This is a genomic window from Bradyrhizobium oligotrophicum S58 (genome assembly GCF_000344805.1).
Classification (GTDB): Bacteria; Pseudomonadota; Alphaproteobacteria; order Rhizobiales; family Xanthobacteraceae; genus Bradyrhizobium; species Bradyrhizobium oligotrophicum.
On sequence record NC_020453.1, the window covers coordinates 1,616,505 to 1,632,130 of the forward strand.

The 15,626-nt window shown below is 64.6% G+C and carries 12 protein-coding genes and 1 pseudogene; 11 read left to right on the forward strand and 2 right to left on the reverse strand.

From position 1 onward, the window contains the following. Positions 1–209 precede the first annotated feature (209 nt). The 6 genes from S58_RS07015 (at position 210) to msrA (ending at position 6,251) form a co-directional block, all read left to right on the forward strand. Positions 210–1,523, forward strand: coding sequence for an epoxide hydrolase family protein (locus S58_RS07015; protein ID WP_015664567.1), 1,314 nt, complete (start codon positions 210–212; stop codon positions 1,521–1,523). Positions 1,524–1,556: 33 nt separating this feature from the next. Next, positions 1,557–2,405, forward strand: coding sequence for an enoyl-CoA hydratase/isomerase family protein (locus S58_RS07020; RefSeq protein WP_015664568.1), 849 nt, complete (start codon positions 1,557–1,559; stop codon positions 2,403–2,405). Positions 2,406–2,515: 110 nt separating this feature from the next. Then, positions 2,516–2,986 (forward strand): (2Fe-2S)-binding protein, encoded by a 471-nt coding sequence (locus tag S58_RS07025; RefSeq protein WP_015664569.1) that lies wholly within the window; start codon positions 2,516–2,518, stop codon positions 2,984–2,986. A 2-nt stretch (positions 2,987–2,988) separates the two neighbouring features. Then, a complete protein-coding gene (locus S58_RS07030) occupies positions 2,989–5,160 on the forward strand; it encodes a xanthine dehydrogenase family protein molybdopterin-binding subunit (protein ID WP_015664570.1) in 2,172 nt (723 codons plus the stop codon). A 29-nt stretch (positions 5,161–5,189) separates the two neighbouring features. Further along, positions 5,190–5,612, forward strand: a complete 423-nt coding sequence (locus tag S58_RS07035; protein ID WP_015664571.1) for an OsmC family protein — start codon at positions 5,190–5,192, stop codon at positions 5,610–5,612. Between the two features lie 126 nt (positions 5,613–5,738). Further along, the gene (gene msrA, locus S58_RS07040; RefSeq protein ID WP_042338910.1) at positions 5,739–6,251 is read left to right on the forward strand and encodes a peptide-methionine (S)-S-oxide reductase MsrA; all 513 of its coding nucleotides are present in this window, start codon (positions 5,739–5,741) and stop codon (positions 6,249–6,251) included. Here msrA and S58_RS07045 read toward each other — a convergent pair. Beyond that, positions 6,202–9,081: an ATP-binding protein gene (locus S58_RS07045; RefSeq protein WP_015664573.1), complete on the reverse strand. Its 2,880-nt coding sequence runs from the start codon at positions 9,079–9,081 to the stop codon at positions 6,202–6,204. The genes msrA and S58_RS07045 overlap by 50 nt on opposite strands. Before the next feature lie 228 nt (positions 9,082–9,309). Between S58_RS07045 and S58_RS07050 the strand changes: the two genes are divergently transcribed. From S58_RS07050 to S58_RS07055, 3 genes and pseudogenes are all read left to right on the forward strand, one after another. Further along, positions 9,310–10,296, forward strand: a complete 987-nt coding sequence (locus S58_RS07050; protein ID WP_015664574.1) for a Bug family tripartite tricarboxylate transporter substrate binding protein — start codon at positions 9,310–9,312, stop codon at positions 10,294–10,296. A gap of 869 nt (positions 10,297–11,165) precedes the next feature. Next, positions 11,166–11,465 (forward strand): annotated as a pseudogene (locus tag S58_RS36200) (transposase domain-containing protein); the annotation flags it as partial. A 409-nt stretch (positions 11,466–11,874) separates the two neighbouring features. Further along, positions 11,875–12,270, forward strand: coding sequence for a hypothetical protein (locus S58_RS07055; RefSeq protein WP_015664576.1), 396 nt, complete (start codon positions 11,875–11,877; stop codon positions 12,268–12,270). On the opposite strand, the gene S58_RS07060 is transcribed toward S58_RS07055, so the two are convergent. Then, entirely contained in the window at positions 12,271–12,612 is a 342-nt protein-coding gene (locus S58_RS07060) for a DUF1833 family protein (RefSeq protein WP_015664577.1), read from the reverse strand. It lies immediately after the preceding gene. Between the two features lie 736 nt (positions 12,613–13,348). On the opposite strand from S58_RS07060, the gene S58_RS07070 reads away from it, so the two are divergent. Further along, positions 13,349–14,065, forward strand: a complete 717-nt coding sequence (locus S58_RS07070) for a hypothetical protein (RefSeq protein WP_015664578.1) — start codon at positions 13,349–13,351, stop codon at positions 14,063–14,065. Positions 14,066–14,092: 27 nt separating this feature from the next. After that, positions 14,093–15,619, forward strand: coding sequence for a hypothetical protein (locus S58_RS35765; protein WP_015664579.1), 1,527 nt, complete (start codon positions 14,093–14,095; stop codon positions 15,617–15,619). Positions 15,620–15,626: the final 7 nt, after the last annotated feature.

Below are 15,626 nucleotides of genomic sequence, written 5' to 3' on the forward strand. Positions count from 1 at the left end.
GCTGCTCGGTATTTCCGCGAGCATCGCCTCAAGTTTGCGAGCGGGATCTATGGCTGGATGCGCGCGTCGCTCGTCTCGCAACGGCTAACGCGGTCTAACAATCCATAACGGGCAAAATGCCGGAGCTTGCGCCAATCTGTTTGTAGCACGGACCGATCGATCCACTTCGAATTCGGTCAACGTCGCCAGCGAAGCCAGGGAGATTGACAATGTCGACACAAATAACAACCGATGTCCTGAATCCCGACCGCCGCCAGTTGCTGGGTCATGCCGCGATGGGCGCGGTTGCCGCGAGCGTGGCGAGCCTGCTGCCGCTGGATCGCGCGCAGGCGGCGACGAGCGGCGCAATTCGCCCATTCCGGGTCGAAATTCCCGAAGAAGATCTGCTCGACCTGCGTCGGCGCCTTGCGGCCACGCGATGGCCAGATCGCGAGATCGTCACCGACCAGTCGCAGGGCGTGCAATTGACGACGGTCCAGCAGCTGGTGCGCTACTGGCAGACCGATTACGACTGGCGCAAGATGGAAGCGCGGCTGAATGCGCTGCCGCAGTTCGTCACCGAGATCGACGGCGTCGATATCCATTTCATTCACGTGCGCGCCAAGCACGAGAACGCCCTGCCGATGATCGTCACGCATGGTTGGCCCGGCTCGATCATCGAGCAGATGAAGATCGTCGGCCCGCTTACCGATCCGACGGCGCACGGTGCAAAGGCATCCGACGCGTTCGATCTGGTCATCCCGTCGCTTCCGGGCCACGGCTTTTCCGGCAAGCCAGCAACGCTCGGCTGGGATCCGCAGCGCGTCGCGCGTGCATGGGTCGTGCTGATGAAGCGGCTCGGATACACCCGTTATGTGGCCCAGGGCGGGGACTGGGGCGATGCTGTGACCGAGCAGATGGCTCTGCTGGCGCCGCCCGAATTGCTCGGTATTCACACCAACATGCCCGCGACGGTTCCCGATGAAATCGCCAAGGCGCTGCAGCCGGGCGGGTCGCGTCCATCCGGCCTCTCCGCCGACGAGAACCATGCCTACGATCAGCTCGACGATTTCTACAAGCACGGCCTCGGCTATGCGATCGAGATGTCGAACCGGCCGCAGACGCTCTATGGCCTCGTGGACTCGCCGGCGGGTCTTGCGTCCTGGATGCTCGATCACGACGCGCGCAGCACTGCCATGATTGCGCGGGTGTTCGACGGAAAGACCGAAGGCCTGTCGCGCGACGACGTCATCGACAACGTCGCCCTCTATTGGCTGACCAATACGGCTGTGTCGTCGGCGCGCCTGTATTGGGAGAACAAGCTGGTCTTCTTCGAACCCAAGAATGTCCAGATCCCGGTGGCCGTCAGTGTCTTCCCCGACGAGATCTATGCCGCGCCGCGGAGCTGGGCCGAGAAGGCCTATCCCAAGCTCATCCACTACAACCGCCTCGACAAGGGCGGGCACTTCGCGGCCTGGGAGCAACCCGCGCTGTTCTGCGCGGAAATGCGCACGGCATTCCGTCCGCTGCGCCAGTCGATCTGAGATGACGGAGGGACCACATCAGGAGTGCAAACCATGAATCGCCCAGAACACACTTTCACGAACGAGGATATCAGGCTGGAGCGCCGGCTGCCGTCCTATTGGCGTGTCACCTTCGACATGCCTCCGGTGAACATCTTCGGCCCGAGGCACCTTCCGCTGCTCAGCGACATCATCACCGCGATCGAGACCGATCCGCAGCTCAAGGTCGTGGTGTTCGACAGCGCCGTCGATGGCTTCTTCATCACCCATTACGACTTCCTCGCGCCGCTCGAGGACTCCCAGCGCGTCCCGCCCGGTCCGACCGGTCTTCAGGCACTCCCGGACATGCTGGTGCGCCTCAGCCGCGCGCCGGTGGTGTCCATCGCCGCGATCCGGGGACGCGCGACTGGTGTCGGCAGCGAGCTCGCGCTCGCGAGCGACATGCGCTTCGCCAGCCGTGAGAAAGCCATCCTGTCGCAATGGGAGGTCGGCGCGGGCCTGGTGCCCGGCGGCGGCCCGATGGCGCGGCTGCCGCGCCTGATAGGTCGCGGTCGTGCGCTCGAGGTGTTGCTCGGCGCTGACGACATCCATGGCGATCTCGCCGAACGCTACGGCTACGTCAACCGGTCGGTGCCGGACGCCGAACTTGACGGCTTCGTCGAGGCGCTCGCCATGCGCATCGCTTCCTTCGACAAGGACGCGATTGCGGAGACCAAGCGCCTCGTCGATGTCGCAAGCCTGCCGCCGGATCTTGAGATCAAGCCGGAGTGGGACGCGTTCCTGGCGTCGCTCGGCCGTCCGGCAAGCCGGGGCAGGATCGCGGCGCTCATGGCGCGCGGCTTCCACCGCGCTGGCGACGTCGAGAGCCGGCTCGGCTTCCACGTCGGGCAGATCGGCGACTGACGAAAACGCTGCGGCGCTCGACCGCCGGGCGGGAAGCGTCGGTGCCGACATCAACGATCCGGCGTGACCGTAAGTCGCGCCGGGCCAGTCCAGAACAAGGGAACCTCATCATGGGCTTTACGATCAACATCAATGGAACGCCGCGCAGTGTCGACGTCGACGGCGACACGCCGCTGCTCTGGGTGCTGCGCGACGTGCTCGGCATGACCGGCACCAAGTTCGCTTGCGGTCAGGCGCTGTGCGGTGCGTGCACCGTCCACCTCGACGGCTCGGCCATTCGATCGTGCATCACGGCCATCGACAGCATCGGCGACTCCAAGGTGACGACGATCGAGGCGATCGGCGCGACGTCGGCCGGCGAGCGGATCCAGAAGGCCTGGCTCGACCGCGAGGTCGCCCAGTGCGGCTACTGCCAGTCCGGCCAGATCATGTCGGCGACGGCGCTGCTGACGGACAACCCGCATCCGACCGATGCTGACATCGACGATGCCATGAGCGGCAACATCTGCCGTTGCGGCACCTATGTCCGCATCCGCGAGGCGATCAAGCTCGCCGCGCAAACGCGGGTGAAGGAGGGTTGACCATGATCTTCGATCGCACGACATCCCGCTCGTCCGACACGAGCCTTTCCCGCCGGGGCTTTCTGGTCTCCGCGGCCATGACGGGCGGAAGCCTCGTGATCGGCCTCTCCCTGCCGCTCGGCCAGGGCGGCGCCACGGGTGCGGAAGCTTTCGCGCCCAACGCCTTCATTCGTATCGGCAATGACGGCCAGGTCGTGCTGACCATGCCCTATGTCGAAATGGGGCAGGGCACCTATACGTCGATCCCGATGCTGATCGCCGAGGAGCTCGAGGTCGATCTGAAGCAGGTCAGGCTCGAGCATGCGCCGCCGAACGAAAAGCTCTACGTCAATCCGCTGCTGGGCGTTCAGGCGACTGGCAATTCGAATGCCATTCGAGGTGCCTGGAAGCCGCTGCGCGAAGCCGGCGCCGCCACGCGCCTGATGCTGATCGAGGCGGCCGCGAAGCGGTGGGGCGTCGAGGCCAAGTCCTGTCATGCCGAGGCGGGCGAAGTCATCCATAGCCCGAGCGGGCGGCGCCTGTCGTATGGCGAGCTCGTCGCGGATGCGGCACGTCTGCCCGTTCCGACGAATGTGGTGCTGAAAGGCCCCGCGGAGTTCAAACTGATCGGAACGCCGGCCAAGCGGCTCGACGCGTCGGGCAAGGTCAATGGCTCGGTGGTCTACGGCATCGATGCCCGGCCGACGGGCGTGAAGATCGCGACGCTGGCGCAATCGCCCGTGTTTGGCGGCCGCGTGAAGAGCGTGGACGACGGCGCCGCAAAGCTGATCAAGGGCGTGCGCCAGATCGTTCGGCTCGACGACGCGGTCGCCGTCGTCGCCGATCACATGGGCGCGGCAAAGAAAGGGCTGGAAGCCCTCAAGATCGAATGGGACGAGGGCGCCAATGCTGCCTTGGCAAGCGAGAACGTCGCGCGCGAGCTCGAGCAGGCCACCCTCAGAGCTGGCCCGGTTGCGCAGAACGTCGGCGACGCCGGACAGGCGATGGCGAATGCCGCGACACGGGTTGCAGCGAGCTATCACGTGCCGTTTCTCGCTCATGCGACGATGGAGCCGATGAACTGCACCGTGCATTTTCGCGGCGGCGAATGCGAGATCTGGCTCGGCACCCAGGCAATCGCGCGAGTCCAGGCGATGGCGGCGACAGCCGCTGGCCTGCCGGTCGACAAGGTGATCGTCCACAATCATCTCATCGGCGGTGGCTTCGGGCGCCGCCTGGAAGCGGACGGCGCGGTGCGCGCTGTCCAGATCGCAAAGCAGGTGGATGGTCCCGTGAAGGTGGTGTGGACGCGCGAGGAGGACATCCAGCACGACATGTACCGGCCCTATTGGGTGGATCGCATCGAGGCCGGGCTCGACAAGGATGGAAGGCCTGTTGCATGGACCAACCGCTTCGCCGGCTCCTCCGTCATCGCGCGCTATCTTCCACCCGCCTTCAACAACGGTCTTGATCCGGATACGACGGAAGGCGCGATCGATCTGGTCTACGCACTTCCGAACTTTCACGTCGAGTATGTGCGCGTCGAGCCGCCGGGCATCCAGACGGCGTTCTGGCGCAGCGTCGGCCCTTCGCACAACGTCTTCGTCACTGAGAGCTTCATCGACGAGCTCGCGGCGGTCGCCAAGCAGGATCCGGTGGCCTATCGCCGCGCGCTGCTGGATCACAATCCGCGGGCCAAGGCTGTGCTCGATCTCGCCGCGGAAAAGGCCGGGTGGGGTGCTCCATTGCCGAAAGGGTGGGGGCGCGGCATTGCCCTGCAGAACGTCTTCGGGAGCCTGCTGGCGCAGGTTGCCGAGGTCGAGATCGCGAAGGACGGGGCGGTCCGGGTTCATCGTGTCGTCTGTGCGATGGATTGCGGCACCGTGGTCAATCCGGATACCGTTCAGGCGCAACTCCAGAGCGGCGTGATGTTCGGCGTGACCGCCGCGCTCTATGGCGAGATCACGCTCAAGAACGGCCGTGTGCAGCAGGCCAACTTCGATACTTATCAGCTGCTGCGCATCAACGAGGCGCCGGCAGTCGAGGTCCATCTCGTCAAAAGCGTGGAGCCTCCGGGTGGAATGGGAGAGGCCGGCACGTCCGGCATCGTTCCCGCCATCGCCAACGCCGTGTTTGCCGCCACCGGCAAGCGGCTGCGCAAGATGCCGATCGATCCCAACGCGCTCAAGGCGTGAGCAGAACCACCATCAGTGAGGAGAACATCATGATCCGCAAGGCAACGGCATTCTGGCACGGCACCGGCCGGGATGGCAGCGGGCACCTGTCCAGCGAATCCGGCGTGCTCGCCGAGACGCCTTATTCGTTCAAGACCCGTTTCGAGAACGAGAAGGGCACCAATCCGGAAGAGCTGATCGCAGCGGCACACGCGGGCTGCTTTACGATGGCGCTGGCCTTCGGCCTGCAGCTGGCGGGCTTCACGCCGACGGAGCTTTCCACCGAGGCGGCGGTCACGCTCGAACCGGACGGCAAGGGTTTCAAGATCAGCAAATCGGCGCTCACCTTGCGCGCCAAGGTGCCGAATCTCGATGAGGCCGGCTTTGCCCGTATCGCCGGCGAGGCCGAGAAGAATTGCCCGGTGTCGAAAGTGCTCAACGCGGCGATCACGCTTGACGCCAAGCTGATCTAGGCGAACAGGACAGGGAGCGCGCCATGACCCATCAGCATGCGTTTCCGGCGGGCGCGCGGCTGGCAGTCTCTGTCTCCAACCACTATGTTCGCTGAAACGCCATCTCGAACCATTGGAGCACGTCACATGACGACAGAGCGCGCAGTGCTTGCCGGAGGATGCTTCTGGGGCATGCAGGATCTCATCCGCAAGCAGCCGGGCGTGATCTCGACCCGGGTCGGCTACACCGGTGGTCAGGTGAAGAACGCGACCTACCGCAATCACGAAGGGCATGCCGAGGCGATCGAGATTATCTTCGATGCCGGGAAGACCAGCTACCGGACGATGTTGGAATTCTTCTTCCAGATTCACGATCCGACGACGCGCGATCGTCAGGGCAATGATCGGGGCACGAGCTACCGTTCGGCTATCTTCTACACGACGGACGAGCAGAAGAGGATTGCCGAAGACACGATCGCCGATGTCGAGGCCTCGCATCTCTGGCCCGGCAAGGTGGTCACCGAAGTCGCGCCCGCCGGCGAATTCTGGGAGGCCGAGCCCGAGCATCAGGACTATCTGGAACGTTTTCCGGACGGCTACACATGTCACTTCATCCGCCCGGGCTGGAAGCTGCCGCGGCGCGGGCCCGAAGCTGCGTGATCAGGCCGCGGGCCATGCGCATGTCGGCGATATCAGCCCCCTCGGTCAGCCGTCCGCAGATCGTCTCGAGAACCTCCGTCGCCTCCGCGTTGCGGCCCTGAACCATTCCGAGGCGCGCGAGGCTGATTGCGCATCTCAGCTCCCAGAAGCCGGCGCCCTGCTCAGCTGCGATGGCCATGGCCTCGCGAAAGCATGTCTCGGCGCCGGTCGATTGCTCCGCGTCCTTGAGCATCAGCTCGCCCTTGATGCGGATCAATTCCGGCAGATACCAGCGCTCCTGCCGGTCGTCGCAGCGCTTCAGCACGTCGTCGATGGCGGCGAGGCCGCGATCGACCTGGCCGGCCTCGCCAAAGCATGCCGCCAGTTCGCCAAGCAGGGGAAGAAAGCGCGGCAGGACGCGGGCGTCGCCGGCGCGATCGAGCTCCTCGCGCAGCAGCGGCAGGCCTGCCGCGCTGTCCCCGCGCCTCGCCACGATCATCGCGTTGAAGGCGCGGGCCCAGAGACCCCAGAGTCGGATTGCGTGGCGGTCGGCGTGCCCGAGCAGCTCGGCGCCATGGCGTTGCGCGGCATCATAGTCGCCGGCGAAGAAGGCGAGCAGGCAGGCGCTTTGTCCGAGCACGCTGCAGAAGGTCAGCGCGTGGCCGTTCGCTCGGCCTTCCTCGATGTTGCGGGCGGCGAGCTCCAGCGCCTGGTCGGCCAGGCCCTGCAGCCACAGGATACGAGCCCGGAAATATTGCGTCGAGACCCCGAGATCGAGCGGGAAGATCTTCGGCCTCTCGGTCAGCATATGCAGCGAGGCGTTGACCCGGTCGATGCGGATGCGGGCCTCGGTCTGGTCGCCGAGATAATGCAGCGCGACCGCCATCAGCCGGTCGGCCAGCATCAGGTCGGTGGTGTCGGGAGAGCTTGCCGCGATGGTGGTGAAACGATCGGCAAGCGCGCGCGCCTTGCCGAACTCACCATTGTTGAACTGGTCGATGCACAATCCCCACAGCGCCCGTAGCCGGAAATCCTTGTCGTCGAGCCGGTCCGCGAGCTCGAGCGTTTCCTCGAGGATCGGGCGGGCTTCGCGCGCGCGGCCTTCGCCGTACATCAGCGACCAGCCGAGCGCGCCCAGGAGCTGCATGCGAAGCCGATCGACGCCGTCGGTGTCGTCGCCCAGCACCGCAAGCGCGGTCCTCGTCCGTTCGCGGCATTCGGCGAACAGCGACAGGCGCACCCACAAGGTGACGGCGGCTGCCGTCAGCGCAATGCCGAGCGCAGCGTCGCCGTCGGCGGAGAAGGCCCAGTCCAGCGCCGCGCGTACATTGTCCAGCTTGCCGCCATAGGTGCTCAACCATGCGTGCAGCGGCGCGGATGTCTCGGTTTCGGCGCGATCGAGCACATAGCGGAAGTACTCCGCGTGGCGCTGCGCAAGACGCCGTTGTTCTCCCGACAGGCCAAGCTTTCCGAGCGCATAGGTTCGTGTCGTGTCCAGCAGGCGATAGCGCAGCGTCCGCGCACCGGACGGGACGATCAGCGATTTCGTGACGAGGTTGTCGATCGCCTCGCTCGTTTCGGCCGGGCTGAGCCCGTCGCCGGATGCGATGGCCGTGGCAGCCTCCGGCGTGAACGGCCCGACGAACACGGACAATCGTCGCAGGATGGTGCGTTCCGGGTCCGGCAGCAGATCGTAGCTCCAGTCGAGCGCGGCGCTCAGCGTCTGGTGTCGCGGAATGGCCGTGCGCCGGCCGCGCCATTGCAACGAGAAGCGGCTGTCGAGCAGCGACGCCGTGCCTGCGATGCCGTATGCGTTGACCCGGCCGGCCGCGAGCTCGATCGCAAGCGCGATGCCGTCGAGGCGGCGGCAGATGTCGGCGACGAACGGCGCGTCTTCCGCGCTGAGCTCGAATGGCCCGGAGCCCTGGGCGATGCGTTCGACGAACAATTGTGCCGCGGGGTAGGCGAGGATCTCCGTGACGCCGAGATCGTCGCGCTGGGGCGGACAATCCAGCGGGAACAATCGAAAGATCCGCTCGCCCTCGCTGCGGAACGATTCCCGGCTGGTGGCAAGAACGTGCAGCTGCGGCACGTCGCGGACGAGGCGTTCGGCCAGCGGCGCCAGGGTTTCCAGCACATGCTCGCAGCTGTCGAAGATCAGCAGCGTCCGCTTGTCGTGCAGATTTGCCAGCAGCGCCGGGAGCGGATCGTCCACGTTGACGGCCAGCCCCACCGCGGAGGCGACGGCGGTTGCGGCGAGTCTGGGATCCCTCAGCGGTCCGAAGTCGATGAAGAAGACCTGCCCGACGAAGTCCGCTGAGCGGCGATGCGCGACGGTGACCGCGACGGCGGTCTTGCCGATGCCGCCCGGGCCGACCACGGTGATGAAGCGGTGCTGCGAGAGCCCGCTTGAAATCCTTTCAACGACGTCCTCCCGCCCGATCATCTTCGCGAGCGACGGCGGCAGCGGTGCGCGAGGCGCGGCGGCTTCGACGGGCGCAGGCGCCACCGAAGGCGCGGCCTGGGCGAGCGGAGCGGCAAAGCAGTAGCCGCGTCCGGGGACGTTTACGACATAGCGGGCCGACTTGCCGGCATCGCCGAGCACCTTGCGCAAGGCGGCGATATGGAAGCGAAGGCTGCCTTCGTCGACATGCACGTCGGCCCAGATGCGCTGGACCAGCTCCCGCTTGTCGACGACCTCGCCGGGCCGCTCGGTAAGGACGATGAGGATGTCGAGGGCGCGGCCGCCGATATGAAGCGGCGCGCCATCCTTCTCCAAGAGCCTGGACTTGGGGAGCAGGCGAAATGGCCCAAATGAAATGGCCGAGTCCTGAGTGTCGTTATCCGGCACGCGCCATCGTCCCCTCGGCAGGGAAACTGCATGGTTTTTCTGTACCAGATCGAGGCGCGGAGTAAACTGGCGGAAGCGGCAGGACCAGCCCGGTACGCAACCTGGGTCCCGTGCCTCGTGCTGGGGACATGCTCTTTCGGGCGAACGGCTCAAGCGAATGCCGGGCCCAATCGACAGACTGCCGGTGGGGTTGCTTCCTCGTGTGCTCGGCGACTTACGGACTGCAACATGCCATGGCTCTCGCGCCGACAACTCATCAGTTCTGCCGCATGTGCGGGCGCGCTCGCCGCGGTCGCGCGCAACGGAACAGCTGCCGATTATCCGACGCGCCCCATTCGGCTGGTCATTCCATACGCCGCGGGTGGATCGGGTGACCAGATCGGGCGCCCCTGGGTCGACGGCATGGCATCGCAGCTTGGCCCGGCTTTCGCCGAGAACATCGGGGGGGCGGGCGGAGCGATCGGCGCTGCGGCAGTCGCGCGCGAAAAGCCTGACGGCTATACGCTTCTCCTTGGCAACGGCAGCACGCAGGTCATCATCCCCTTGGCAGAACGGCCTGCCTATTCCGCGGGCGACTTCCGAGCAATCTACCGGTTGGTCTCGAGCGCACTCGTCTTCGCGATACATCCTTCGGTGCCCGCGCAGGATCTGCAGACCCTGATCGCGTACGCCAAGGTCAATCCCGGCAGGCTTTCCTATGGCACGCCCGGCGTTGGCACCGGAAATCACCTCGTTGGCGAAATGTTCAAGCGGCAGGCAGGTGGGCTCGATATCGTCCATATTCCCTATCGTGGTGTGGCGCCGGCAACGAATGATCTCGTCAGCGGTCAGATCCCCTTGTTGATCGCCGTCATGTCGATTCAATTGCGGCAACTGAGCCGGGCGGGCAAAATTCGACTGCTCGCGGTCACCACCGACACGCGGCTCAGCGCGGCACAGGAGATACCGACCGCAGCCGAATCCGGCATGCCCGAACTCCGATATGAGGGATGGTTCGGCTTGTTTGCACCCAGCCTGACCCCGGATTCGATCGTCGACCGGATCGCGCTGTCGACGCGCGCCGTCATGGCGGACCCGGCTCTGCAGGCGGCCTACCGGTCCCAAGGTCTGGAGCCGGACAGCCAGTCGAGCCCGGACATGTTCCAACGTATTGTTGAAGCCACGTCTGCAAGCTTGGCCCCCGTGATCAAGTCGATCGGGCTCCGGTCTGGTTAGTCAGATCGGGGATTCGACGCGTTCAAAGCCCGATCGGCTGAAAAGCGGTTCCAACTCGCCCTATTCGCAGCCGACACCCTGTTGTCCACGACATTCTCGGTCGATCTTTTGGGCCCCGCTCTTGAAAAGCATTGCAGAACAATGATGCCGTTTCTCCCCAAACGGATTTCTAGTCCACTGATTTCGTTTGGTTTTTCTGCTTCCCTAGGGAGCGCCGTTCCCGGCGCTCAACCTGATATCTCTGATTACGGCGCGGCTTCGCAGCCTCGCGGCGCGCTTTCGCGTCCGAGCTTTGATCCTTTCGATGCCCTCCATAGAGAAGGGCGCAGGGAAGGCCGGGTGCAGGCCGCACCCATGGCCCGCCTGCAGAAAAAAAGCAGGCGGCAGTCACCACAGGATTGGCCGAACAACCGGCCTTCCCTGCGCGATGGGTTGAACGGCTGCTCCGTGCTCTCCCAGGGGACCGGGCTTGTTTGCCCCCGTCATCGGCATCGCCGCCGACCAAGACACCAGCGTCGGGGTGTCGGGACCACACGTCTTGACCGTCCGCCCCGGGTTCGTTCGTCCGCACGCGAAACGCGCACGCCGAGCCCCAAGCGGCCACCGCATCCCCCGCTCCACGGTCCGTGACGATCGCGAAACGCCCCTTCAGTGAGCGCGAGACGGGCCGGATGATCGTTGTGATTTGCCCGACGGTGCAAGCCGGGATTTGCCCGACGGAATGCGACAAACTGGCACGACGGGCAGTTTGGGCAGGGGTGGGATGCGACTATACCGGCCGGCCGGAGACGAAGGCGGCGCCTTCCGCGGGCATCCCTACCGAGTTGAGCGAACCGAGAGAATTGACTGCACTGTTACCGATATTCCACTTCCTCGACGATGGCAGGATCTGCTTGACTAACTATTGTGCCGAGCGCGCATTGAGAGGCATGGCCCTGGGAAGGCGCAACTAGACCTTCGCCGGCAGCCAGCGCGGCGCTGACCGGGCCGCCATCATGCTGACCATGATCACGACCTGTCGCCTCAACGACGTCGATCCCAAGGTCTGGCCCGCCGACGTCCTCGCCCGTATCGCCGATCTTCCCGCTCCGCGTCTGCACGAAATGCTGCCTTGGGAATGGAAGCTTCTGCGCCAAGCCGACAAGCCCGCCGATCAGCAGGCCGCCTGACCTTCACGTAACACCATCATAGCGCTCGCCGTAACGCATGCGTCAATCACGCGATCTCCGTCGTATGCGTACCGGCAAACTGCCAGCAATTGTGCTGAGCCCAGGCCCAGCGCTCGCCGATTAGGAGGCTGAGAAAGGCCGCTCGCTCGCCGCGTCCATGTCAGTTGAGTTTTCTCGGCCTCGCTGCCATATTGCGTTCTGCAATTGGAGGTTGCGACATGGTCGATAACCATAAGCCCGACACGCCGACGGCACCCTTGGAGAAGCCAAAGGTGGAATACGTGCACCGCAAGAAGCGATGGTGGGAAGACCTCTTCAGAGGTCCGACAGCCGGGCGCGGTTCTTTAGAGCGAAAGCCGGGGGACCGGTTTGGTCGCCTGAAGATTTTCAGCCGTGAATCGAAAACACGATGAACCTTCAGGACTGCCGAGACGCGTTCGCGACCTACTCCGGCAAGGTAAGCGACATCTGTCGTCATCTGGGTCTGACAGGCGTTGTTATCATTTGGACGTTCAAGAAGGACGTCACAGGACGATCCGCTATTCCGCGCGAGCTACTAATGCCGCTTCTTCTGATTGCGTGCGGTCTATTGGCTGATCTCCTCCAGTATTTCCTCGGAGCGATTATCTGGTTCTTGTACTATCGGAAGCAGGAGATCGTTGGCATCAAGGAGAAAGAGGATTTCCGTCACACACCGCTGCTCGATCTTCCCATGCACATTCTGTTCCTGCTGAAAGCCGTCCTGCTCGCCGTCGCTTATGGATACATCGCGAGCTATTTCTATCGAGCCATCTCATTTTCATGATCAGGACAACAGGCTCGGAAACCGCTGATAGTCGTAGTTCTTTGTGGTGCGCGGAAAGCGTTTGTTCTGCAGGTTCTTCTCGATGACCGTGCCGGCTAGCGTGGGGCCCGTCATCTGGATGTTGCGCAGCTCGAACTGCACGGGACCATAGGCCGGGTTGGTCAAGTCGCTGCCGATATATTCCCGGTAGAGCACATCGATATAGGCGCGCACCCCAAACGCAGCGCGGATCTGTGGCACGAGCTCGCGCGCGACGTTGTCGATCGAGATCCTGCAGCTCGGCGGCTGGCCTTCACGCTGCTCCGGATAGTCAGCCTGGAACGGACAGGCGACGAACGTCACCGTGCTGCTGGCATCGCGCGGCGTACCGAGTTCGAGTTACGGTGACAGTGCTGGACTGCACCCCTCAAGTGAGACACGATAATCTCAGTGACAGGCATTCCGAGGATGACCTGTGGCAGCAAGAGGGAAGAACCGTCAATTTCCGACGGCTTACAAACTGGAGGCGATCAAGCGTGTCGAGCGAGGCTCTCACCACGAAGGAGAGCGCGGACGAATCCGGCTCGGCCCTGATACGCTCAGTGTTGGCGCGGATGCATTGGTCCATCTCCGCATTGGCGAGGTCGGTCGCGTCGAACGGCCCCGGCATCCGGCCGAAATGTCCGGCACCGCCGATCAGGTCTGCGACCAGCGCTGCATGTTCGCATCACAAGCGTCCGGAACGCCCATCACATGCGCGAGAATGCGCGCGGCCAGCGGTCCTGCGGGAGCAGGAAACAGATCGACCGCCTCACCGCGTGGCAGCCGGTCGAGATAGTCGGCGGGGACGCGTCGTCCGCTGTGGCATCCGGTTTTGATGCGCGAGTCTCACGCGCGCCTCAACTCACGGGCGGTGAAATGCCACTGCTGTGAGGTAGACAACTTGCGGTGGTATCGCTCTCGCTTCTGTTTTGGCGATGTTGCATGACGATGCGCGCCGTCGCGGCGCGCGGCTGCACTCATTAGTAACACTTCGGATCTAATCAGGAAGGATCGATGCGTTTTGGATCTGGCATCGCGAGGTAACGACGGCCATTCCATGTCGCACGGCTCGGAGGAAGGTGACAATTACTGGCCGGGATACGTCGACGCGTTGACGTCCATGGTCCAGGTGCTGGCCTTCGTGATGATGATGCTGGCGATGGCCGTGTTCGTGTTGTCGCAGAGCGTCTCCAAGAAGGCGGTCGAGGCGATCGCGAAAGCCGTCAACGCCGACGTCAAGCCGGGCGCCGACGTCAAGCAGCTCACGCAGGCCGTCGTCGCACAGATCGACCGGCTGCAGAAATCGGCGCCCTCGAGCGAGGCGGAGCCGAGCCAGGCGGCGAAGTCGCTGCCGACCAGCGAGGGCGCGTTGCGCGCCGACAATGACCGGCCGACGACGCTGCGGATCAGCGGCGCCCAGGCGCAGCCCGCGCCCGTCCCCGTCGAGGTGCCGGCGGATGCGCCGCGGCTGACGGTCGGTTTCGCCGACCGGAGCTTCAAGATCGCGGCCGATCAGGCGCAGGCGATTGCGGGCTTCGTCGGCGAGCAAGGGGCCGCCGGGCAGCACATGATCGTCGTCAATGCCTTTGCGTATTCCGGCGAAGGCGCCGTCTCGGAAGCGCGGCGGCTCGCCTACTACCGCGGCATGATGGCCCGCAAGCAGCTGGTCGATGCCAGAGTGAAGCCCGAGAACATCCGCATCAACGTCAACGACACCACCGACAAATCCAAGGGATTGACGGTCGAGCTGATCGTCGCAGGCAGCGCCCGCTAGTTCAGCGTCGGGCGAGGGATCAGGGTCATGGAAAAGCAGATCGCGCAGATCCGGAACAAGATGATCGGCTTGATTGCGATCATCGCACTGGGCAGCGCCTGGCAGTGGGACTTCATCGCCGAGGGCGTCATGGCCCACGTCTACACCACGGGCTCGATCCTCAGCGCCTTCGGCTTCTCGATCGTGATGTCGTTCATCTTCGTCTCGAAGCTGAAGAACGAGGTGATCGCCTTCAATGCGCTGAAGGAGATGTGGGACGACATCCGCAAGGGACCCGTCGAGCAGGCGGCCGACCCATTGTGGCGTCATTACCGCTGCTCGCGGCCGGGGCGGGTGTTTCGCCGGCCGCGGCTCCTGGGACATGCCTACGACCTCGTGACCGAGGAGCTCGCGCGCACCAAGAAGATCCGCATCTCCGTCGAGACCATGAACACGCTGGTTCACAAGATCAGCCAGACGATCGACGACGAGAAGTCGCTGCTCGGCTACATGTCCGGCCTGCTGGTATTCATGGGCCTGATCGGCACCTTCATCGGCCTCTTGCACATGGTCGGATCGATGGGCGGCATCATCGGCACGCTGGCGAGCTCGACCGGCGGCGGGGGAGCCGGCGCGGATGCGTTCCAGCAGCTGCTGGGGGCGTTGCAGGAGCCGCTCAAGGGCATGGCCTCAGGCTTCGCGGCGTCGCTGTTCGGTCTGTTCAGCTCGTTGATCGTCGGCCTGCTCAACCGCATGGCCGGTCAGGCTGGCGGCGTCCTGAAGCACGGATTCGAATCCTGGCTCGCCGGCGTCGTGCAGATCGGCGACCAGGAGCGCGAGGAGGCGATGGGGCGCAAGAAGCCGCTCGACGGCGCCGCCGCTCTCGCGACCAGCAACCTGGTGGTGGACTACGCCAAGGTGAGCTCCGGCTTCGACGACGCCGTCCGCATGTTGCACGGCCTGCAGACCCGGCAGGACGATCATGCAAGGCTGATGGAGGCGATGATGCAGACCCTGTCACAGGTGAGCGCCGGGCTGGGGGCGTTGACCGACAGCGTGACACAAGGTGTCGCTGACGAATTGTCGGTGACGCGAGACATGTTGAGCGATCTCGCCGGGGCGCACAGAGAGCTCGCCAAGCGGCACGCCGCGAGCTCGGCGCAGCTGGCCTCCGCGATCGAGCAGAATGGCCGGACATCGGAGGAGATGTCCGCGCGGCTGCGCGACGACATCGGCCGCCGCATCGAGAAGGAAGTGAGAGAGGCCATCGGCCCGGTGGGCCTCTCGGTCGCCGATCAGATGGCCGCGCTCGAGCAGGCGGTGGTGCAGTTCGCGCACAACCGGGCGGCTGCGCATCGCGCCGCTGACGCGATGGATGATGAACCGCCAGCGCCTCGCACGGACGCCGGGATGGGGCTCTCGGAAGATCTCGGCCGGCTCGATCTCGACGACGCACCGGGCGCCTATTCCGACATTCGGAAGGAAGTGGCTTCGGCGCTCGCCGCGTCCACGCATGGTGTGACGTTCGACGGCGGACGACGAACGACGCACGCTGGAATGGTCGTGAGCCACTGACGCCCGA

Excerpts from the sequence above, each read along its gene's own strand:
- S58_RS07015 (WP_015664567.1), top strand. The coding sequence starts at position 210 with ATGTCGACACAAATAACAACCGATGTCCTGAATCCCGACCGCCGCCAG.
- S58_RS07020 (WP_015664568.1), top strand. The coding sequence starts at position 1,557 with ATGAATCGCCCAGAACACACTTTCACGAACGAGGATATCAGGCTGGAG.
- S58_RS07025 (WP_015664569.1), top strand. The coding sequence starts at position 2,516 with ATGGGCTTTACGATCAACATCAATGGAACGCCGCGCAGTGTCGACGTC.
- S58_RS07030 (WP_015664570.1), top strand. The coding sequence starts at position 2,989 with ATGATCTTCGATCGCACGACATCCCGCTCGTCCGACACGAGCCTTTCC.
- S58_RS07035 (WP_015664571.1), top strand. The coding sequence starts at position 5,190 with ATGATCCGCAAGGCAACGGCATTCTGGCACGGCACCGGCCGGGATGGC.
- msrA (WP_042338910.1), top strand. The coding sequence starts at position 5,739 with ATGACGACAGAGCGCGCAGTGCTTGCCGGAGGATGCTTCTGGGGCATG.
- S58_RS07050 (WP_015664574.1), top strand. The coding sequence starts at position 9,310 with ATGCCATGGCTCTCGCGCCGACAACTCATCAGTTCTGCCGCATGTGCG.
- S58_RS07055 (WP_015664576.1), top strand. The coding sequence starts at position 11,875 with ATGAACCTTCAGGACTGCCGAGACGCGTTCGCGACCTACTCCGGCAAG.
- S58_RS07070 (WP_015664578.1), top strand. The coding sequence starts at position 13,349 with ATGTCGCACGGCTCGGAGGAAGGTGACAATTACTGGCCGGGATACGTC.
- S58_RS35765 (WP_015664579.1), top strand. The coding sequence starts at position 14,093 with ATGGAAAAGCAGATCGCGCAGATCCGGAACAAGATGATCGGCTTGATT.